Annotated in this window: 15 protein-coding genes; 14 read left to right on the plus strand and 1 reads right to left on the minus strand. The window is 69.1% G+C overall.

Annotated features, from left to right (window positions below; translation table 11 throughout):
- The first annotated feature begins 27 nt into the window (after positions 1 to 27).
- The 14 genes from QZ709_RS04020 to QZ709_RS04085 all read left to right on the plus strand — a co-directional run bounded on the left by QZ709_RS04020 (position 28) and on the right by QZ709_RS04085 (position 17136).
- On the plus strand, positions 28 to 693 hold the full coding sequence (locus QZ709_RS04020; RefSeq protein WP_294636049.1) for a GspH/FimT family pseudopilin: 666 nt from the start codon (positions 28 to 30) through the stop codon (positions 691 to 693).
- Positions 690 to 1106: a prepilin-type N-terminal cleavage/methylation domain-containing protein gene (locus tag QZ709_RS04025; RefSeq protein ID WP_294636050.1), complete on the plus strand. Its 417-nt coding sequence runs from the start codon at positions 690 to 692 to the stop codon at positions 1104 to 1106. The genes QZ709_RS04020 and QZ709_RS04025 overlap by 4 nt, the downstream gene beginning before the upstream one ends.
- Positions 1103 to 2224 carry a PilW family protein gene (locus tag QZ709_RS04030; RefSeq protein WP_294636051.1) on the plus strand — a complete coding sequence of 374 codons (1122 nt, stop codon included), beginning with the start codon at positions 1103 to 1105 and terminating at the stop codon, positions 2222 to 2224. The genes QZ709_RS04025 and QZ709_RS04030 overlap by 4 nt, the downstream gene beginning before the upstream one ends.
- Positions 2212 to 2862 carry a pilus assembly protein PilX gene (locus tag QZ709_RS04035; protein ID WP_294636052.1) on the plus strand — a complete coding sequence of 217 codons (651 nt, stop codon included), beginning with the start codon at positions 2212 to 2214 and terminating at the stop codon, positions 2860 to 2862. Before QZ709_RS04030 ends, QZ709_RS04035 begins: the two co-directional genes overlap by 13 nt.
- An 11-nt stretch (positions 2863 to 2873) precedes the next feature.
- Complete coding sequence (locus QZ709_RS04040; protein WP_294636053.1) at positions 2874 to 6563, plus strand: PilC/PilY family type IV pilus protein; 3690 nt, start codon at positions 2874 to 2876, stop codon at positions 6561 to 6563.
- Positions 6564 to 6614: 51 nt separating this feature from the next.
- Entirely contained in the window at positions 6615 to 7484 is an 870-nt protein-coding gene (locus QZ709_RS04045; protein WP_294636054.1) for a sulfurtransferase, read from the plus strand.
- A gap of 224 nt (positions 7485 to 7708) precedes the next feature.
- Positions 7709 to 8191 (plus strand): type IV pilin protein, encoded by a 483-nt coding sequence (locus QZ709_RS04050; RefSeq protein WP_294636055.1) that lies wholly within the window; start codon positions 7709 to 7711, stop codon positions 8189 to 8191.
- Positions 8192 to 8203: 12 nt separating this feature from the next.
- Entirely contained in the window at positions 8204 to 8863 is a 660-nt protein-coding gene (locus QZ709_RS04055) for a GspH/FimT family pseudopilin (RefSeq protein ID WP_294636056.1), read from the plus strand.
- Entirely contained in the window at positions 8860 to 9285 is a 426-nt protein-coding gene (locus tag QZ709_RS04060; RefSeq protein WP_294636057.1) for a prepilin-type N-terminal cleavage/methylation domain-containing protein, read from the plus strand. The genes QZ709_RS04055 and QZ709_RS04060 overlap by 4 nt, the downstream gene beginning before the upstream one ends.
- Before the next feature lie 2 nt (positions 9286 to 9287).
- On the plus strand, positions 9288 to 10472 hold the full coding sequence (locus QZ709_RS04065; protein ID WP_294636058.1) for a PilW family protein: 1185 nt from the start codon (positions 9288 to 9290) through the stop codon (positions 10470 to 10472).
- A 14-nt stretch (positions 10473 to 10486) separates the two neighbouring features.
- Positions 10487 to 11137, plus strand: a complete 651-nt coding sequence (locus QZ709_RS04070; RefSeq protein ID WP_294636059.1) for a pilus assembly protein PilX — start codon at positions 10487 to 10489, stop codon at positions 11135 to 11137.
- 20 nt (positions 11138 to 11157) lie between these two features.
- Positions 11158 to 15396, plus strand: a complete 4239-nt coding sequence (locus tag QZ709_RS04075) for a PilC/PilY family type IV pilus protein (RefSeq protein ID WP_294636060.1) — start codon at positions 11158 to 11160, stop codon at positions 15394 to 15396.
- Between the two features lie 2 nt (positions 15397 to 15398).
- On the plus strand, positions 15399 to 16181 hold the full coding sequence (locus QZ709_RS04080) for a hypothetical protein (protein WP_294636061.1): 783 nt from the start codon (positions 15399 to 15401) through the stop codon (positions 16179 to 16181).
- A 106-nt stretch (positions 16182 to 16287) separates the two neighbouring features.
- Entirely contained in the window at positions 16288 to 17136 is an 849-nt protein-coding gene (locus tag QZ709_RS04085) for a carbon-nitrogen hydrolase family protein (protein ID WP_294636062.1), read from the plus strand.
- Between the two features lie 25 nt (positions 17137 to 17161).
- Here QZ709_RS04085 and QZ709_RS04090 read toward each other — a convergent pair whose 3' ends face one another.
- On the minus strand, positions 17162 to 17581 hold the full coding sequence (locus QZ709_RS04090) for a hypothetical protein (protein ID WP_294636063.1): 420 nt from the start codon (positions 17579 to 17581) through the stop codon (positions 17162 to 17164).
- Between the last annotated feature and the right edge of the window lie 163 nt (positions 17582 to 17744).

The raw sequence follows: 17744 nt of genomic DNA on the forward strand, positions 1-17744 counted from the left end.
TTGCGGCGACGCCGTGACGCTTCATCCATGACCCTGCTTGCCCGTCCCGCCACCTCTGCTGCACCCGCCCGCTGCACCGTCCACACGGTGACAGAGGCCCACGAGCGGGCGCGCGGCCTCACGTTGATCGAGCTGATGGTGACGGTGGCGGTCCTTGCCCTGTTGCTGGCTTCGGTCGCCCCCTCGCTGGGCACGTGGATCGGCAGTCAGCGGGTGCGCAACACCGCCAGTTCGCTGGTGGCCGGCCTGCAGCAGGCGCGGGCCGAAGCCGTGCGGCGCAACCGGCCGGTGTCGTTCTGGCTGGTGCAGGGCAGCAATGCCGGGGCGGTGGACAACAGCTGCGCGGTGAACGCCAGCGGGCGAACCTGGGTGATCGCCCTCGGCAGCGCCTCGCCAGCGGGGAAGTGCGCGCCCGGAGCCTCGTCCAACCAGATCAAGGCCGCCCTGGCGGCTTCGGGCGGCGGCAGCGACACCGCCGTCACGGTGTCGGCGGTGGACCCGTCCGGCTCGGCTTCGGCGGTGGTGACGTTCAACGGATTCGGCCAGGTCGTCAACGCCACCCCGATCCGCCAGATCGACGTGACAGGCTCCAGTGGGCTCAAGGCCTGGCGCGTGGTGGTGTCTTCCGGCGGGCAGGCCAAGCTGTGTGAACCGAATGTGACCACCACCGGCGATCCGCGGAGTTGCTCATGACCGGGCCCCGCGCACACCGACCCCAGGGCGGCTTTCTGCTGATCGAGGTGCTGATCGCCATCCTGATCTTCGCGGTCGGCATCCTGGGGCTGGTCGGCCTGCAGGCCCGCATGACGAAGGCGCAGACCGAGGCCAAGGCCCGTGCGGACGCCGTCAACCTGGCCGGCGAGCTTCGCGGCCTGATGTGGGTGGACATCGCCAACCTGGCGCAGTACGAAACGAGCGCGTGCGCAGCCCACGCGCCCTGCGCGAACTGGCTGGCCAAGCTCCAGTCGACCCTGCCCAGCGGCTCGGCCACGGTCACACGGGACACCACGCGCCCCGGATGGGTTCGCATCAGCATCACCTGGCAGTTGCCCAACGGCAGCAGCCACCGGTACGAGACGGCGACCGTCATCCAGGGGGCGGCATGATGCGGCGGACGCAGCGCGGGCTCAGCCTGATCGAGCTGATGGTCGGGGTGCTGATCGGCATGCTGACGGTGCTGGCGATCACGCAGGTGCTGATGAGCACCGAGGGCCGCAAGCGCACCACCGCCGATGGCAGCGATGCCCAACTCAACGGCACACTGGCTCTGTATGCGCTCCAGCGCGACGTGCAAATGGCGGGCTACGGCCTCACGGCGCGGCCGGCGGCCATGGGCTGCACCGTGAAGGCGCAGTACGGCACCGGCGCCAGCCCGGGCGCGCAGAGCTGGCCGCTGGTGCCGGTGCGCATCACTCCGGGCTCTGGCGCCAACCCCGATCAGCTCACCCTGTGGATGAGCAGCAAGAACACCCACGCCGTGCCCGTGCGGGTGACCGAGAACCACGCGCAGGCCGACGCCCGCTTTGTGGTGGCCGGCTCGTTCGGCTCGTCCGCGGGCGACCTGGTGGTGGCAGTGCCGCCCTCTCCATCGGCCACCAACTGGTGCACGCTGATGGCCATCGCCGGCGACAGCAGCACCACGCTGACCAACACCCAGGTCCCGCATCTGGCCACGGCCAATGGCTGGAACGCCGCCGGGTCGGGTCTGGTCCCCACCGCGGGCTATCCGGCCGGCAGCCACCTGATCAACCTGGGCACAGGCCTGCCGCGAACATACAGCATCGACGCCACCAAGGCCCTGGTCGCCACGGACGTGCAAGTGGCCAACGGGCTGAGTGCCGCCCAGACCGTGGCCCCTCAGATCGTTCAACTCAAGGCGCTGTACGGCAAGGACACCGATGGCAACGGCACCATCGACCAGTTCGATGCGGCCACGCCCACCGACAACGCCGGCTGGCTGACCGTGATGGCCCTGCGTGTGGCCGTGGTGGCCCGCAGCGCACAGTTCGAGCGATCGGCCAGCCCGTCGGACCTGGTGACGCCGTCCATCGGTGTCGAATGGCCTGTGGATGGGCGCACCAGTGGCAGCGTGGCCTGCAGCACCGACGCCAGCCGCCAGTGCATCCGCATCGACGTGAGCGGGGTTGGCACAGACTGGCAGCAGTACCGCTACAAGGTGTTCGACACCGTCATCCCCTTGCGGAACATGCTGTGGACACGATGACCGCCCGCACCACCTCCCCGTGCACGCCGGTGCGGTCGGCCGATCGCGGCAGCGCACTGATCTTCGCGTTGATCGCCCTGGTGTCGATGAGCCTGGCCGCGCTCGCGCTGGTGCGCTCGATCGACACCGGCACGGTCATCCTCGGCAACATCGGCTTCAAGCAGGATGCCACCGCAACGGCCGAAGAAGCCACGCGCCAGGCCATCGCCTGGCTGAGCACTGCCGACGTGAGCGCCGACAACAGCGCGCAGGGCTATTACGCCAGCGCTGCGACCACGCTGGACGCCACGGGCTTTCAGTCGTCCGCCACGACCCGCACGCTGATCGACTGGGACAGCGACAACTGCGGCTATGCCGACAGCGGCAGCTACGCCGGTTGCGGACAACGCCCCAAGGTCGCCACCGTGAGCGACGTGACGGCGCATTACGTGATCCTTCGCCTGTGCTCGGACACCGCCGGCACCCAATGCAGCCGCCCGCTGGATGCGGCCTCGAGCACCGACGGCAGCAAGGGTGCGCTGGACTACAGCAGCCCCGGCGGGCCCGAGGTGAACAACGCCGTGTACTACCGCATCGTGGTGCGGGTACAGGGCGCGCGCCAGGCACAGTCTTTTGTCGAAACCATCGTGCAACGCTGAGGAGACCACCCGTGTTGTCACTGCTTTCTCTGACCCGCCGGTGGCTGTGCACCGCCGCGCTGACCCTGCTCGCGCTGGTGTCGCCGGCCGCCCATGCTGCCTTGACCAGCCTGGCGGACGAGCCGCTGGCCACGCAGGCCGGCCTGGCCTCCGCCGCCCCCAATCTGTTGTTCGTGCTGGACGATTCAGGCAGCATGGACTGGTTCTACATGCCGGATGCCATCTGGTACGAAAACTGGTATGGCTACACCTCGCCGCAATGCAACGGCGTGGCCTATGACCCGACACAGACCTACACGCCGCCAGTCAAATGGAACGGCACCCCCTACCCGCAGGCCATCTACACCTCGGCCTGGGAAGACGGCTACACCCCCCAGCCGGCCTCGTTCAGCACGGTCACGCTGCCCAGCACCTCGCTGACGTTCTCCACCGGCTCCAAGACCGTGACGTTGAGCCCGGGTGACGCGCTCTCCCTGGACAGCACCAAGGCCGTCGTGCTGCGCGACAGCAGCGACACGACGCGCTGGATGCTGGGCACGGTCACCGGCTCCAGCAAGACGACCTCGTGCGTGCTGCTCATCTTCTGCACGGACACGTGGACGTACACGATCAACGTCAGCTTCTTCACCGGCAAGGACGGCGCCAGCCACAACAACTGGCAGGCTTTCAGACCGCAGGCGGGCAGCCTCGGCACGCAGAGCTACTACCAGTACAACGGCACCGAACCCAAGCTGTCCTGGCGGTATGACCCGACCACCGGCGCCCTGGACACCAGCTCCAACTTTGCCCAGGAGTGCCGCACGGACCGCATCCTCTTTCCCTGGTATGGCCGCTTCTCGAGGGTCGACATCAACACAATGTCGTCGGCGACCACCCAGCAGAACTACGCCAACTGGTACCAGTACTACCGCAACCGCAAGCTGCTGATGAAGACGGCCACGGGGCGGGCGCTGCTGAACATCCCGTCGAGTTACCGCGTGGGGGTGACGAAGATCAGTCACAGCCAGTACGGCAGCCTGACGCCGCAGTTCTTCCTGCAGGTCGCCCCGTTCACGGAGGACATCGTCTCGACCTCGCCGGGGCAGAAGTTCAATGTGTTCCGCCACCTGTACAACGAGCAGCACTACAACTCGGGCGGCACGCCGCTGCGGGCCAGCCTGACCCAGGTGGGCAAGTACTACGCGAACAAGGTCAGCGGCCAGACCGACCCGATGACCGCGGCCTGCCAGCGCAACTACACGGTGCTGGCCACCGACGGCTACTGGAACGGCGCAGACGTGCCCACCGACCTGAGCGGCGTGGCCATCGGCAACCTGGATGGCAGCCCCGAGGGGCGGCCCATGCTGGACACCCTGAACGCGGCTGGCACGCTGGCCGACATTGCCCAGTACTTCTACCTGACCGACCTGCGGACGCCCGAACTCGGCAACTGCGGCAGCGGCACCAGCCTGTGCACCAACGACAGCACGGCCACCACCGACCGCGGCACGCCGGGCCGGCAGAACATGGTGACCTACACGCTGGGATTGGGCGTGGGCGGCACCCTGCGTTACGACCCCAACTACGCCTCGCTGACCACCGGCGACTTCGCAGCCATCCGCGCCGGCACCAAGAACTGGCCCAACCCCATGCCGGCCGAAAACGCCACCCGCGTGGACGACCTCTGGCACGCCGCCGTGAACGGCCGGGGCCGCTACTTCAGCGCGCAGAACGCCACCGAACTCAGCAGCTCACTGGAAAGCGCGATCGGCGAGCTGATCCAGACGCCCGGCTCGGGCTCGGCCGTCGCCACCAGCGCCTTCCAGCTCAACAGCACCGACTCCAACTACGTCTACGCGGGCAGCTACATCAGCGGGCGCTGGACGGGCGAGCTCAAGGCCTTCAGCATCGCCAGTGACGGCATCGTCGACACCACGCCGGTGTGGACGGCCCAGGCGCAGCTGGACATGCTGGCCAACCGCAACGGGCGCACGGCGCCGGCTGCGGGGGTGACCTCGCCACAGTGCGGGGCGCTGTACTCGAACTGCAACGACGAGCGGGTGGTGTACTTCATGCACCCCACGACGCGTGCCCGCACCGCCTTCACCTATGCCGCGCTGCAGGCCGCCGGCCTGGACGCCGATGGCAAGTTCAGCACCTCGTGCAGCGCCAGCAAGCTGTCGCAGTGCACCAGCCTGAGCGCGGCGCAGCGCGCCCTGGCGAACGACGGCAAGAATCTGGTCAACTTCATCCGGGGCGATGCCACCTACGAAGCCAGCAACGGCGCCAACCCGCTGTTCCGTCTGCGCTACGCGGCCCTGGGCGACATCGCCAACGGCTCGCCGGCCTATGCCGGCAAACCACCGTTCCAATACGCCGACAGCGGCTACAGCGACTACGTCACCGCCCAGGCCAGCCGCACCAAGGTGGTCTACGTGCCGGCCAACGACGGCATGCTGCACGCCTTCAATGCGCTCACTGGGCAGGAGCTGTGGGCCTTCGTGCCCAACGCCGTGATGGCCAACCTCTACAAGCTGGCCGACAAGAACTACACCCATCAGTACTTCGTGGACGGCAGTCCCGTGATCGCCGACATCAAGGTCAGCGGCAGCTGGAAGACCATCCTCATCGGCGGGCTCAACAAGGGCGGCAAGGCCTACTACGCGCTCGACGTGACCGACCCCGCCGCCCCCATCCCGCTGTGGGAGTACACGCACGCCAACCTGGGCTTCACCTATGGCAATCCGGTGGTGACGAAGAACAGCGCGGGCGAATGGGTCGTGGCCTTCGGCTCGGGCTACAACAACACAGGCCTGGGCTACCTGTACGTGCTCGACGCCTACACCGGTGCCGCCAAGACCGGCTCGCCCATTGCCACCACGGCCGGCTCGGCCACCACGCCGTCAGGGCTCGCGCCGATCAACGCCTGGCTGGATTCCAACCGGGACAACACCGCCCGCCGCATCTACGCGGGCGATCTGCTGGGCAACGTCTGGCGCTTCGACATCAATGCGGGCACGGTGGCCCCGGTGGTCCGCCTGCAGACCTCGTCGACGACCCCGCAGCCGATCACGGTGCGCCCGGAGCTCGGCTCAGTGACCTACAACGGCACGGCCTACCCCGTGGTGATGGTGGGCACCGGCCGTTACCTGCACGCCAACGACGTGAGCGACACCGCACTGCAGAGCGTCTACGCCATCCGAGACAAGCTCGACAGCACCGGATGGGGCGACGTGCGCAGCAGCACCAACCTGGTGGCCAAGTCGGTGACGACCAGCGGCAGCGGCACGAGCCTCACGCGCACGGCCACCAGCAACACCAAGGTCGACTGGTCGACCAAGGCCGGCTGGGTGTTCGACCTGCGCCCCAGCAGCACCGCCACCCCCGAGGGCGAGCGCGTGAACACGCGCATGCAGGTGGCCTACAGCACGCTGGTCGTGGCCGGCAACATCCCGAGCGCCGCCGAGTCGTGCCGCGCGGCAGGAGGCTCGTCCTGGCTCTACTACTTCACGCTGGCCGATGGCTACACCGAGGTCGCCCCCATGTTCCAGGGCAACGCCATGGTCAGCGGTGTCAGCATCGTCTACGACGCCAGCGGCCGCGCCATCGTCATCACCAGCACCTCGGACGGCAAGACGGTGCGCCAGAATCAGCACCCGACCTCGCCGCCCGCGAGCACCGGCGGGCTGCGCCGCGTCTCCTGGCGCGAACTGGTGAACTGAAGCCGGCGCGGCCGTGGCACGATGCGGTGGTTGACCGATCACCGCCCAGCCATGACCGCCCTCCTGCCCCCGCTGATCAGCGCCGCCGAACTGGCCGACCTCGTCGGACAGCGCCCGCCCACCCTGTGCGTGCTGGACTGCCGCTTCAACCTGGCCGACCCGGCCGCCGGCCGCCTTGCCTGGTCGCAGGGACACATTCCCGGCGCCCGGCACGCCGACCTGGACCGCGACCTGTCCGGCACGAAGACCGGGCAGAACGGCCGCCATCCCCTGCCCCCCGTCGACACCCTGGTCCGCACGCTGCGGCAATGGGGCATGGGGCCGGGCACCCGGGTCGTGGCCTACGACGCCCAGGGCGGCATGTTTGCCGCGCGCCTGTGGTGGATGCTGCGCTGGCTGGGGCACGACGCGGTGCAGGTGCTCGACGGGGGCTGGCCCGCCTGGCAGGCGCTGCCCGGCGCGCCCATCACCGCCGACGCACCGCCCCCACCGCCCCCGGGCGACTTCACCGCGGCCCCGCGTGCGGCGTGGCTGGTCACCACGGAAGACGTGGCCGCAGCCCTGGGGGACGCCGCGCGCCTGCAGTTGCTCGATGCCCGCGCACCGGACCGCTTCCGCGGCGAGAACGAGACGCTGGATCCCGTCGGCGGCCACATCCCCGGTGCGCTCAACCGGTTCTTCCAGCTCAACCTGGGTCCGGACGGCCACTTTCTGCCCCCCGACGCCCTGCGTGCGGCCTTCGACACGGTGCTGGACGGACGGCCGCTGGACACCCTCGTCCACCAATGCGGCTCGGGCGTGACCGCCTGCCACAACGCACTGGCCATGGCCCACGCCGGGCTGCCTGCCATGCGCCTGTACGGCGGCTCCTGGAGCGCGTGGTGCGCCGACCCGGCCCGCCCGGTGGCCCGTGGCGATTGACCCACAGCGCCGCATGCGCCCGATGGCCTGACACGGAAGGCCGGTCGATCTGCCACGACGAACGGCATCCGCCGGCCAGCGCCACGACGCACCCCGCCTGTGACAAACCGTAAGCCCGCGGGATTGCGCGCACTTTCGCACGGTTTTCCGCCCATGCCCTGCCGTCCGGGCCGCCAACAATCGGCCTCCACCGGACATGATTTCCCCAACCCCGGGACGCAGGCATGGCGCACACCACTCATTTCATCCGTCGATCGACGACCTCCGGCTTCACGCTGATCGAGGTCATGATCACCGTGGCCATCGTGGCCATCCTGGCCAGCGTGGCCCTGCCCGCCTACACCGACTACGTGCGGCGCGGTCAGCTGCAGGAGGCCTTCACCCTGCTCGCCGACTTTGGCGTGCGGATGGAGCAGTACTACCAGGACAACAAGAACTACGGCGCAACCACCGGCACCACGTGCGGGGTCGCCATGCCCGCGACCACCGCCACGCGCTTCTTCGACCTGACGTGTGTCACGGCGAGCTCAGGCCAGGCCTACACCCTCACGGCCACGGGCAAGGCCGGTGCCGTCGCCCCTTCGGGCGGCAGCGCCACCTTCGTCTACACGCTCAACAGCAACGACGTGAGGGCCACCACGCGCTTTGCGGGCACCACCGTCGCGCTGACGTGCTGGGCGAGCCGCTCGGCCTCGTCCTGCGACTGAGTGAACAAAACCATGCGGCGCCCTGTCCACGGCTTCACGTTGATCGAGTTGGTGGTGGCCATCACCATCCTCGGTCTCGCGTTGGCGGCCGTCATGCCGGACGTCAGCGCCTGGCTGCGCAACCAGCGCATCCGCAACATGGCCGAGTCCATGCAGAGCGGCCTGCAACGCGCCCGGGCCGAGGCCGTGCGCCGCAACGTGCCTGTCACCTTCTGGCTGGTCAACCTGACCGACGCGCAGACCCTGAACAACGACTGCACCGTGTCTGCCACGGGCACCTCCTGGGTGGTCAGCCTGGACGACCCCGCTGGCAAGTGCGGCAGCGCCCCATCGGCCACCGATGACCCCCGACTGGTCGTGGCGCACAACGCGGGCGGCGGCAGCCCGGTGACGGTCGCGGGCACCCGCACCGACCTGAGCACCAGTGCCAGTCAGGTCACGTTCGATGGCTTCGGGCGCATCGCCACCGCCAGCGTCGGGACAGACCTGCACGCGATCGCCATCGCCTACCCCACAGGCAGCCGCCGCACCGACGACCGTGGCCTGCGCATCGAGGTCACGCCCGGCGGACAGATCCGTCTGTGTGACCCTGCCGTGAGCGGCACCGACGCTCGGCGCTGCGACTACACCGTCCCCACCGCCGGCGGCTCTTCCGGATCGCCCTCGCCATGACGCGCCCCGCCGTTCCCCGTCTGACTCGCCGCATGCAGCGCGGCATCCTGCTGATCGAGGTGCTGGTCAGCGCCGTGATCTTCGCCATCGGCGTGCTGGCCCTGATCGGGCTGCAGGGCCGCATGAACAAGGCCCAGGCCGAAGCGCGCGACCGCGCCGATGCCGCCTACCTGGCGTCGGAACTGCAGGCCCGCATGTGGGGCGACTTGCGCAACCTGGCCGAATACAACGGCTGCCCCACGACCTACGCGACCTGCCAGGAATGGCGCAACAAGCTGGCCGCAGTGCTGCCCGGCAGCGCCGGCCAGACCCAGAGCGTGACGGTGTCCGGCAACCTCGTTTCCATCGTGCTGCGCTGGAAGACCGCCAACGGCGAAACCCGCAACTACAGCACGCAGACGACCATCGTCGCGGCCCAGTGAGCATGCGCGCCCCACTCTCATCCCCACGCGCCACCGCCGGCTTCACGCTGGTCGAGGTCATGGTCGGCATGGTGCTCGCCATGCTCACGACCGTCATCGTCTCGCAGGTGCTGTTGCGCGCCGAAGGCCAGAAGCGCTCGGCCACCTCGGGTTCGGACGCCCAGGTCAACGGCACGCTGGCCCTGTTCACCCTGCAGCGTGAACTGCAGAACGCCGGCTATGGCCTGGCCGTGAACCCGGGCGCACTCGGTTGCCCGGTGAACTACCGCTACAAGGGCAGCTCGGGCGCCGCTGCCGCCACAGCCGGCAGCTTCACCCTGGCCCCCATCGTCATCGCCCAAGGCACCTCGGGGGCACCGGACGTGCTGCGCGTGCTGCGCAGCGACAGCGCCGGTGCGGCCGTGCCCTCGGTCCTCACGGCCGCCCACGCTCAGACCGCCGGCGTGTTCACCGTCCGCTCGGCCTTCAGCCTGACACAAGGCGATCTGGCCGTCGCCGTGCCCGCCACGTGGAGCAGTTCCGCACCGTGCACGCTCTTTCAGGTGATGCCCGACAGCACCTTCAGCCTGACCGCCACCAACGTGCCCCACGCCGCCGGCAGCACCGGCTGGAACACCGAGTCCGCCGTGTTCCCCAGCGGCGGCTATGCCTCGGGTGCCACGCTCGTGAACCTCGGCCGCATGGTCAACCGCGTCTATGGCGTCATCGGCAACAACCTGGTCTACACCGAGCTGTCGGCCACCAGCGGCGCCGAGGCCGGGGCCGAAGCCAACGGCACCTCGCCACCCCGCGTCGTGTTCGCCCAGATCGTCAACCTGCAGGCCCTGTACGGGCTGGACAACGACGGCAACGGCGTGGTCGACCAGTACACCGACACCACCCCGTCCGACTTCATGACATGGTCGCGGGTGCTCAATGTGCGGGTGGCCCTGGTGGCGCGCAGCAGCAACCGCGAAAAGGATGCGGTGACCACGGCCGAGCCGCAATGGAATCTGGGCGGCACGGACACGCTGTCGATCAGCGCAGCCAACCCCACCGCCACCTGCACCGCCGGCGTCACGGGCGACCGCTGCTACACGCTGAAGGTGAACTTCGCCACGCCCAGCACGGACACCGAGTGGCAGCACTACCGCTACCGCGTGTTCGACACGGTCGTGCCGCTGCGCAACGTGCTGTGGAACAGCTGAGGAAGGCCCCGACCATGCGCTGCGTCCCCACGCCTCGCCCCGCCCTTCGGGGCGTCTCGCTCATCTTCTCGCTGCTGGCCCTGGTGGCGCTGTCGCTCGCCGGCGTGGCGCTGGTGCGCTCGGTCGGCACCGGCACGCTGGTGCTGGGCAACCTCGGCTTCAAGCAATCGGCCACGCTGACGGCCGACACGGTCGCGCAAGAGGCCATCAATGCCCTGCGCGTGTCCATCTCGGACAAGACGGTCAGCGCCAGCACCGCTGGCTACTACGCCATGGTCGACAACGGCAAGCTCGACATCACGGGCCAGCAACTGCCCAACGACACCGCGCGCGAGCTGATCATCTGGGAGCCGCTGTGCACCCACGTCAGCCAGAACCGCGTGGGCTGCAAGTACGCCCCCAAGGCCGCCACCACCAGCCTGCCTGCCAACTGGTCGGCTCAGTACGTGATCTTCCGCATGTGCCAGAGCGAGGGGGCCATCAACCCGGAGACCTGCGCCATGCCCACCACGGGCACGGGGGGCGGCTCGACCAAGCGCGGCAAGCTGGATTACGCCGACTACGCCCGCTTCGGCAGCACCGCCAGCCCCTACTACCGCGTGATCGTGCGGATCCAGGGCGATCGCAACACCGTCAGCTACACCGAGACCCTGGTGCATTTCTGACCCGACTCAGGAGCAGACCGATGCTGAACCGCCCCTTCGCCCTGCGCTCCGCCGCCGTCCTGTCGGCCGTGATGGCCCTGCTGCACGCCCCCCTGGCCCACGGCGGGCTGACCGACATCGCCAGCGAACCCCTGATCACCTCGCAGACGGCCGCCAAGCCCAACATTCTGTTCATCCTCGATGACTCGGGCTCGATGTCGTGGGAATTCATGCCCGATGAGATGAGCGCCTCGGACACCTACGGCTACAAGGCTGCACAATGCAACGGCGTGGCCTACAACCCCGCCATCACGTACGAGCGCCCGCAAACGGCCGATGGCCGGGTGTTTCCCGCCATGGCGATCGGCTCGGCCTGGTCGAACGGCTTTCAGCCGACGATCGGCACGGACCTGGGCACCACCAGCAGCACCAGCCTGACCATGCCGGCCGTGGGCACCAACACCCGCACCGGCGTGACCGTGGCTGCGGCCTCCGCTTTGCTGACGGTCGCCAGCGCCACCAACATCAAGGTCGGCAACCGCATCGCGGCCATCGCCACCGAGAACCCCGCTCACTGGGTCACAGGCATCGTCACGGCGGTCAGCGGCTCGAATGTCACGTTCACGCTGGACTTCGCCTCGGCCACCGGCACCTACCGCAGCTGGACGGTCGGCCCGGTCAGCACGGTCAACGCGGCAGGTGGCACCTACTACACCTACAGCGGGGGCCAGCGCGCACTGAACTGGACCTACACCAGCAGCGGCGTCGACACCTCCAGCACCTTCTACAAGGAATGCCGCAGCCGCGTCGGCAACGCCCCCGGATCGGGCGTTTTCACCAGCGTTTCGGTGCCCGCCAGCTCGGCCGAGGCCGGCAACTACGCCAACTGGTACAGCTACTACCGCACCCGCATGCTGACAATGAAGACCGGTGTCAGCCGGGCCTTCAACGACCTCGACGACAAGAAGCGCATCGGCTACACCCGCATCAGTGACAGCTCCGTCACGGGTACGAGCTTCCTGCCGATTGCCGATTTCGACGACGCGCAGAAGGTGCGTTTCTACAGCCAGCTGTTCACGGCCCCGACGGGCGGCACCACGCCCCTGCGCGGCGCCCTGGCCAAGGCCGGACGTTACTACGCCGGCAAGGCGCCTGGCCAGACCAGCAGCAACGACCCGGTCCAGTACAGCTGCCAGCGCAACTACGCGGTGCTGTCCACCGACGGCTACTGGAACACCGGCAGCGAAACCTCGACCTACGGCCCGCTGCAACTGGACGGCACCACACGGGTCGGCCAGCAGGACGGCCTGGAAGTCCGCCCGATGTACGACGGGGCGGCCATCATCGTCACCTCGACCAGCACGATCACCCGCCAGTCGCCGCAGCAGCAGACTGCGTCGACCTACCAGACGCTCAAGAACTACCGGCGCACGGCCTACACCGGCGTCCGGGACACCTGGACCTGCGGCACCAGCAAGCCCATGAAGGTGACCCAGTGGACGGAGCAGCAGACCGAGACGGTCTACACCCGCACCACCGTCGTGGCCGACGTCACCAAGACCCGCACGCACACGGTCGAGACCACCAACGGCCGCGTCACCCGCGACGTCTACGGAGACTGGTCCGTGGCCAGCAGCACCGAAAGCAGCCGCGTGGAGAACCAGCCCGTCAGCAGCAGCATGGGCAGCTGGGGCACCGTGTCCGGCTCGACCAAGACCTCCTGCGTGGCGTCCACCAGCTACACCAGCACGCCGAGCTATTCATCGTCATCGCTGTTCAGCACCAACGGCCCCAACCTCTACAGCACGGCCGAGGCCGATCTGGTCACGCCCACCCAGACCGAGAGCGAACCCGAGGCCGTGACCACGACCTCCGGTGGCTCGAGCAACAGCCTGTCTGATGTGGCGCAGTACTACTACCGCACCGACCTGCGGACCTCGGCCCTGAACAACTGCACCGGCAGCCTGGGCCTGGACGTGTGCAGCAACGACGTGACCGTCTCCGACCGGGACAACGCCACCCACCAGCACATGACGACGTTCACCATCGGGCTGGGCGTCAAGGGCACGCTGGCTTACGACCCGAACTACCTCACCCAGACCAGCGGCGACTACGTCAACCTCAAGAACGGACCGGCGGTATGGCCGGTGCCGAGCGAGACCACCTCGGGCGGCTCGGCCAACAACGTCGACGACCTGTGGCACGCGGCCGTCAACGGACGTGGCCGCTACTTCAGCGCCAACGACCCCCAGACCCTGTCCGACGCGCTCAACAATGTCTTCAAGGACGTCGAGAAGGCCAACGGCGCCGGCACCTCGGCCGCCACCAGCTCGCTCGAGCCGGTGCAGGGCGCCGACCAGATCTACCTGGCGTCGTACGCCACCGTGGCGTGGACGGGCGATGTGAAGGCCTATGACTTTGCCGTCGACAAGGACACAGGCGAGATCACCAAGACCGTGGCGTGGAGCGTGCTCGATTCGCTGAACCAGCTCGATGCCAGCGCCGCCCGCACCCGCAGCATCTATTACATGGCCCGCTCGACAACCGAGGGCGTCACCACCCACACGCTGCGCGACTTCACCTGGAGCAGCCTGTCCGGAGATGGCCATTCCACCGCCTTCACCGGGCTGTGCAGCAAGACCCCCGTCCCGGGCCAGTGCGCAGGCCTCAAGACCACCAACTCCGCCGGCTTCACCCAAAGCCCTCTGGACATGGCCAACAACGGCACCGCCCTGCTGGCCTACCTCCGCGGCGACCCGACGCACGAAGTCGGCGCCTTGCCGGACTACGGCCTGTTCCGCGCCCGTGAGCACAAGCTCGGGGACATCGTCGGGGGCTCTCCGGTCTACGTCGGACCGCCCGTGTTCAGCTACGGCGACACCGGCTATGGCGAGTTCAAGCAGTCGAAGGCCAGCCGCAAGCCCATGCTTTACGTGGCCGCCAACGACGGCATGCTGCACGCCTTCTCGGCCGCCCGCGACGACAACGGCGCCGAGATGTGGGCCTTCGTGCCCTCGATGGTCATCCCCCATCTCTACCGACTGGCCGACACCGAGTACACGACCCGCCACCGCTTCTACGTCGACGCGCCCCCCGTGGTCGCCGACATCAAGGTCGGTACCAGCTGGAAGACCATCCTGGTGGGCGGCCTGGGCGCCGGTGGCCGCGGCTACTACGCGCTGGACATCACCGACCCGCTCAATCCCCGGGCGATGTGGGAGTTCACCCATGACAACCTGGGCCTGAGCTACGGCCCCCCCGTGGTGACCAAGCGCGCGGATGGCACCTGGGTCGTGGTGCTGACCTCGGGCCTCAACAACGTCAGCCCGGGCAATGGCAATGGCCACCTCTTCGTGCTCAATGCCGCCACCGGCGCGCTGCAGCACGCGGTGCCCACCTACCTGACCGGCACCACTGCTGCCGGCAACACCACCACGCCCAGTGGCCTGATGAAGATCAATGCCTGGGTGCCCGAGGTGGCCAACAACACGGCCCTGCGCTTCTATGGGGCGGATCTGCAGGGCAACGTCTGGCGCTTCGAGGTGGACGGCCCGGCCACGACCGCCACCGACGGCACCAGTGTCCCCTTCACGCCCAAGGCCACGCTGCTGGCCCAGTTGCAGGACGCGCACGGCAACGCCCAGCCCGTGACGGCCCGACTCGAACTCGCCGAAGTAAGCTATGGCAGCGCGACCTACCCCGTGGTGCTGGCAGGCACGGGGCGCTACCTCGGCAAGAGCGACCTCAACGACGCCACGGAAGGCCTGGGCCAGTCCATCTACGCCTTCAAGGACCCGCTGACCAGCACCGGCTGGGGCGTGCTGCGCGGTCGCAGCAACGTCGTCGCCCAGACACTGACCGTGTCGGGCAACACCGCCACCGCCACCGACCGCTCGGTCAACTGGAGCACCCAGGCCGGCTGGTATGTGGACCTGCCCAACGCCAACGAGCGCATCGCCATCGACATGGCCTTGCAATACAACACGCTGGCTGCAGTGTCGGCCATCCCGACGAGCGACACCTGCTCGGCCTCCGGCGAATCCTGGCTGTACTACTTCAACGTCGACAACGGCTCGGCCGTGCTCAGCAGCAGCAACGCGGGCCAGAAGCTGGGCAAGAACCTCGGCATGGGCCTGACGTGGGTGCAGCTGAGCGACGGCACCTCGCGCCTGCTGATCCCGTCGAGCAACGCCGAGCTGCGCATCGAGAAGCCCGCCACCCGCGCCGGCACCCCGGGTGACACGCCGCGGCGCACCTCGTGGCGCGAACTGGTGCCCTGAGCATGGCCGGCACCCTGCCCCCGCCCCGCATGCTGTGGCCGCTGACCGCAGCCGTGGCGATGCATGCCCTGCTGCTGACAGGCGCGGGCGGCCCGGGCGCGGGGCAGCCGGACGGCCGGATGGCGGCGGCGCCGGCACACGGGGCGGCTCCCGCGCCGCATGCGGCGGCCGACGCCCCACAGCGGGCCATGCAGGTCCGCTGGCTCGCACGGCCTGCTGCCGGCATCGCCCTGTCCAGCCCGCCCGATGCGTCGAGCACCGCTCCTGTTGCCGATGTGGCAGACGCTGCAGCCCCCAGAGATGCCCCGGTGAACGCCAACGCGCCCGTGCCCGTCGACGCACCGCGGCCGTCCCCCCGAGAAGATGCCTCCGCCGCGCCCCGGATGGCCTCGCTCCCGCCGGGGGAGGCCTCCCCCGGTGCGCCAGCCGCCGAGCAGACGGCCGGCTGGCTGCCGCGTGAAGCGCTCACCCAGGCCCCACGAGCCCTGCGCCCGGTCGTGATCGACTACCCCGAGGGCGTGCACCCCGACAGCCCGGTGGTGCGGATGAAGCTCGCCCTCTACATCGACGAGCGCGGCCATGTCCGCCGCACCGCCCCGGTGGGCGACCGGCTGGAAGCCGCGTTCGAGCTCGCCGCCAACGATGCCTTCCTGCAGGCCCGGTTCAGCCCGGGTCAACTCGGCCCGCATGCCGTGCGCAGCCGCATCGTGGTCGAGGTGATTTTCGAGACCCTGCCGGCCGACGGCGCAGAGTCCCGCGGCGTCCGGGTGGCGAGCACACACTGACCCTCTGCAGGACGGATCGCCCGATGCAGCGGCGCCCCCACGGCGCCACCTTGCCGGGCAGCACCGCCATCGCCGATGATGCAGGGTCACGTCAACCGCCCGCATCATGCACGTCGCAGCCCTCCAGATGGTGTCCACGCCCCGCGTGGCCGACAACCTTGCCCAGGCCCTGGTCCTGATTGCCGAGGCAGCCCAGGCCGGCGCCGAACTCGTCGCCCTGCCGGAGTACTTCTGCCTGATGGGCCAACGCGATGCCGACAAGCTCGCCATCGCCGAACCCCTGGCCGATGCGGCCGCACCCGACGCCGCCACGGCGCCGCTGCAGGCGGCCCTCGCCCAGGCGGCCCGCCAGCACCGCGTGTGGCTGGTGGCGGGCACCCTGCCTCTGCTGAGCCCCGAGCCCGGTCACGTCTTCAACACCACGCTGGTCTACGACCCCGAGGGCCAGCGAGTCGCCCGCTACGACAAGATCCACCTGTTCTGCTTCGACGATGGCGAACGCCGCTACAACGAAGCCGCCACGCTGACGCCGGGCCAGGCGCCCACGGCCTTCTGGCTTACCGACCGGGCCGGCGAACGCTGGCGCGTCGGGCTGGGCGTCTGCTACGACCTGCGCTTTCCCGAGCTGTTCCGGCGCCTCGGCCAGCCGGACGCCCTTGACCTCATCGTGCTGCCCGCGGCCTTCACCGACACCACCGGCCGCGCGCACTGGGAACTGCTGCTGCGCGCCCGCGCGGTCGAAAACCTCTGCCACGTGCTCGCGCCGGCACAGGGCGGGCTGCACGAAAACGGCCGCCGCACCTTCGGCCACTCGCTGGCCATCGGTCCGTGGGGCGAGGTGCTCGCCGTACAGCCCGAAGGGCCCGGTGTGGTGATGGCCCGGCTGGATCGGCAACGGACGCAGGACGTGCGCCGCCAACTGCCCGCACTGACGCACCGCGTCATGCAGGGCTGAGCGGGCGCCGCCCCCTGCGGGCGAATCAGGTCCGCGGCGCTCCCGGCAAAGGCGAGCCTGGATCACCCCATGCGGGCGGAGCCTGAGCGGGGTCGCCCCCCTCAGCCGCCCCCAGCGCACCGAACAGCGACAGCGCATGCGCCTGCATGCCTTCACGAAAGTGCTTGCGATCGAACAGCTTGGCCTGCGCCTCCACCGGCAGGTCGGTGATGTTGATCACGTGGCGTCGGATCAGCGCATCGATCAGGTCTTCCAACACCCGCACCAGATCGGCGTCGAGTGCGGCGAAGCGCTGCTGACCCCGGTCCTGCCCCAGAAAGGCCACCACCTCCGGGTGATCGGGAGGCAGCGCCTCCCCACCGGACACCGGTTCACGGTGCAGGCTGACGAGGCGGCCCTCGGCGTCGCGCAGGACATGGAGCATGGGAACGGGGCGCAGCGGCATGATGGAATGGCATTTTTATCGACCGGCCACCGATCGACTTGAACCGCCCGCACCAAAAAAAAGCCGCCGGTCGAGCCGGCGGCAGGGACGTGGAACACGCCAAAGGAGAACGGACCATCGCGCGCTGGGTGCACGCAAGCGGCGGGCCAGGTCGGGCGGCCCG

Source organism: uncultured Aquabacterium sp. (genome assembly GCF_913773725.1).
Lineage (GTDB): Bacteria > Pseudomonadota > Gammaproteobacteria > Burkholderiales > Burkholderiaceae_C > Aquabacterium.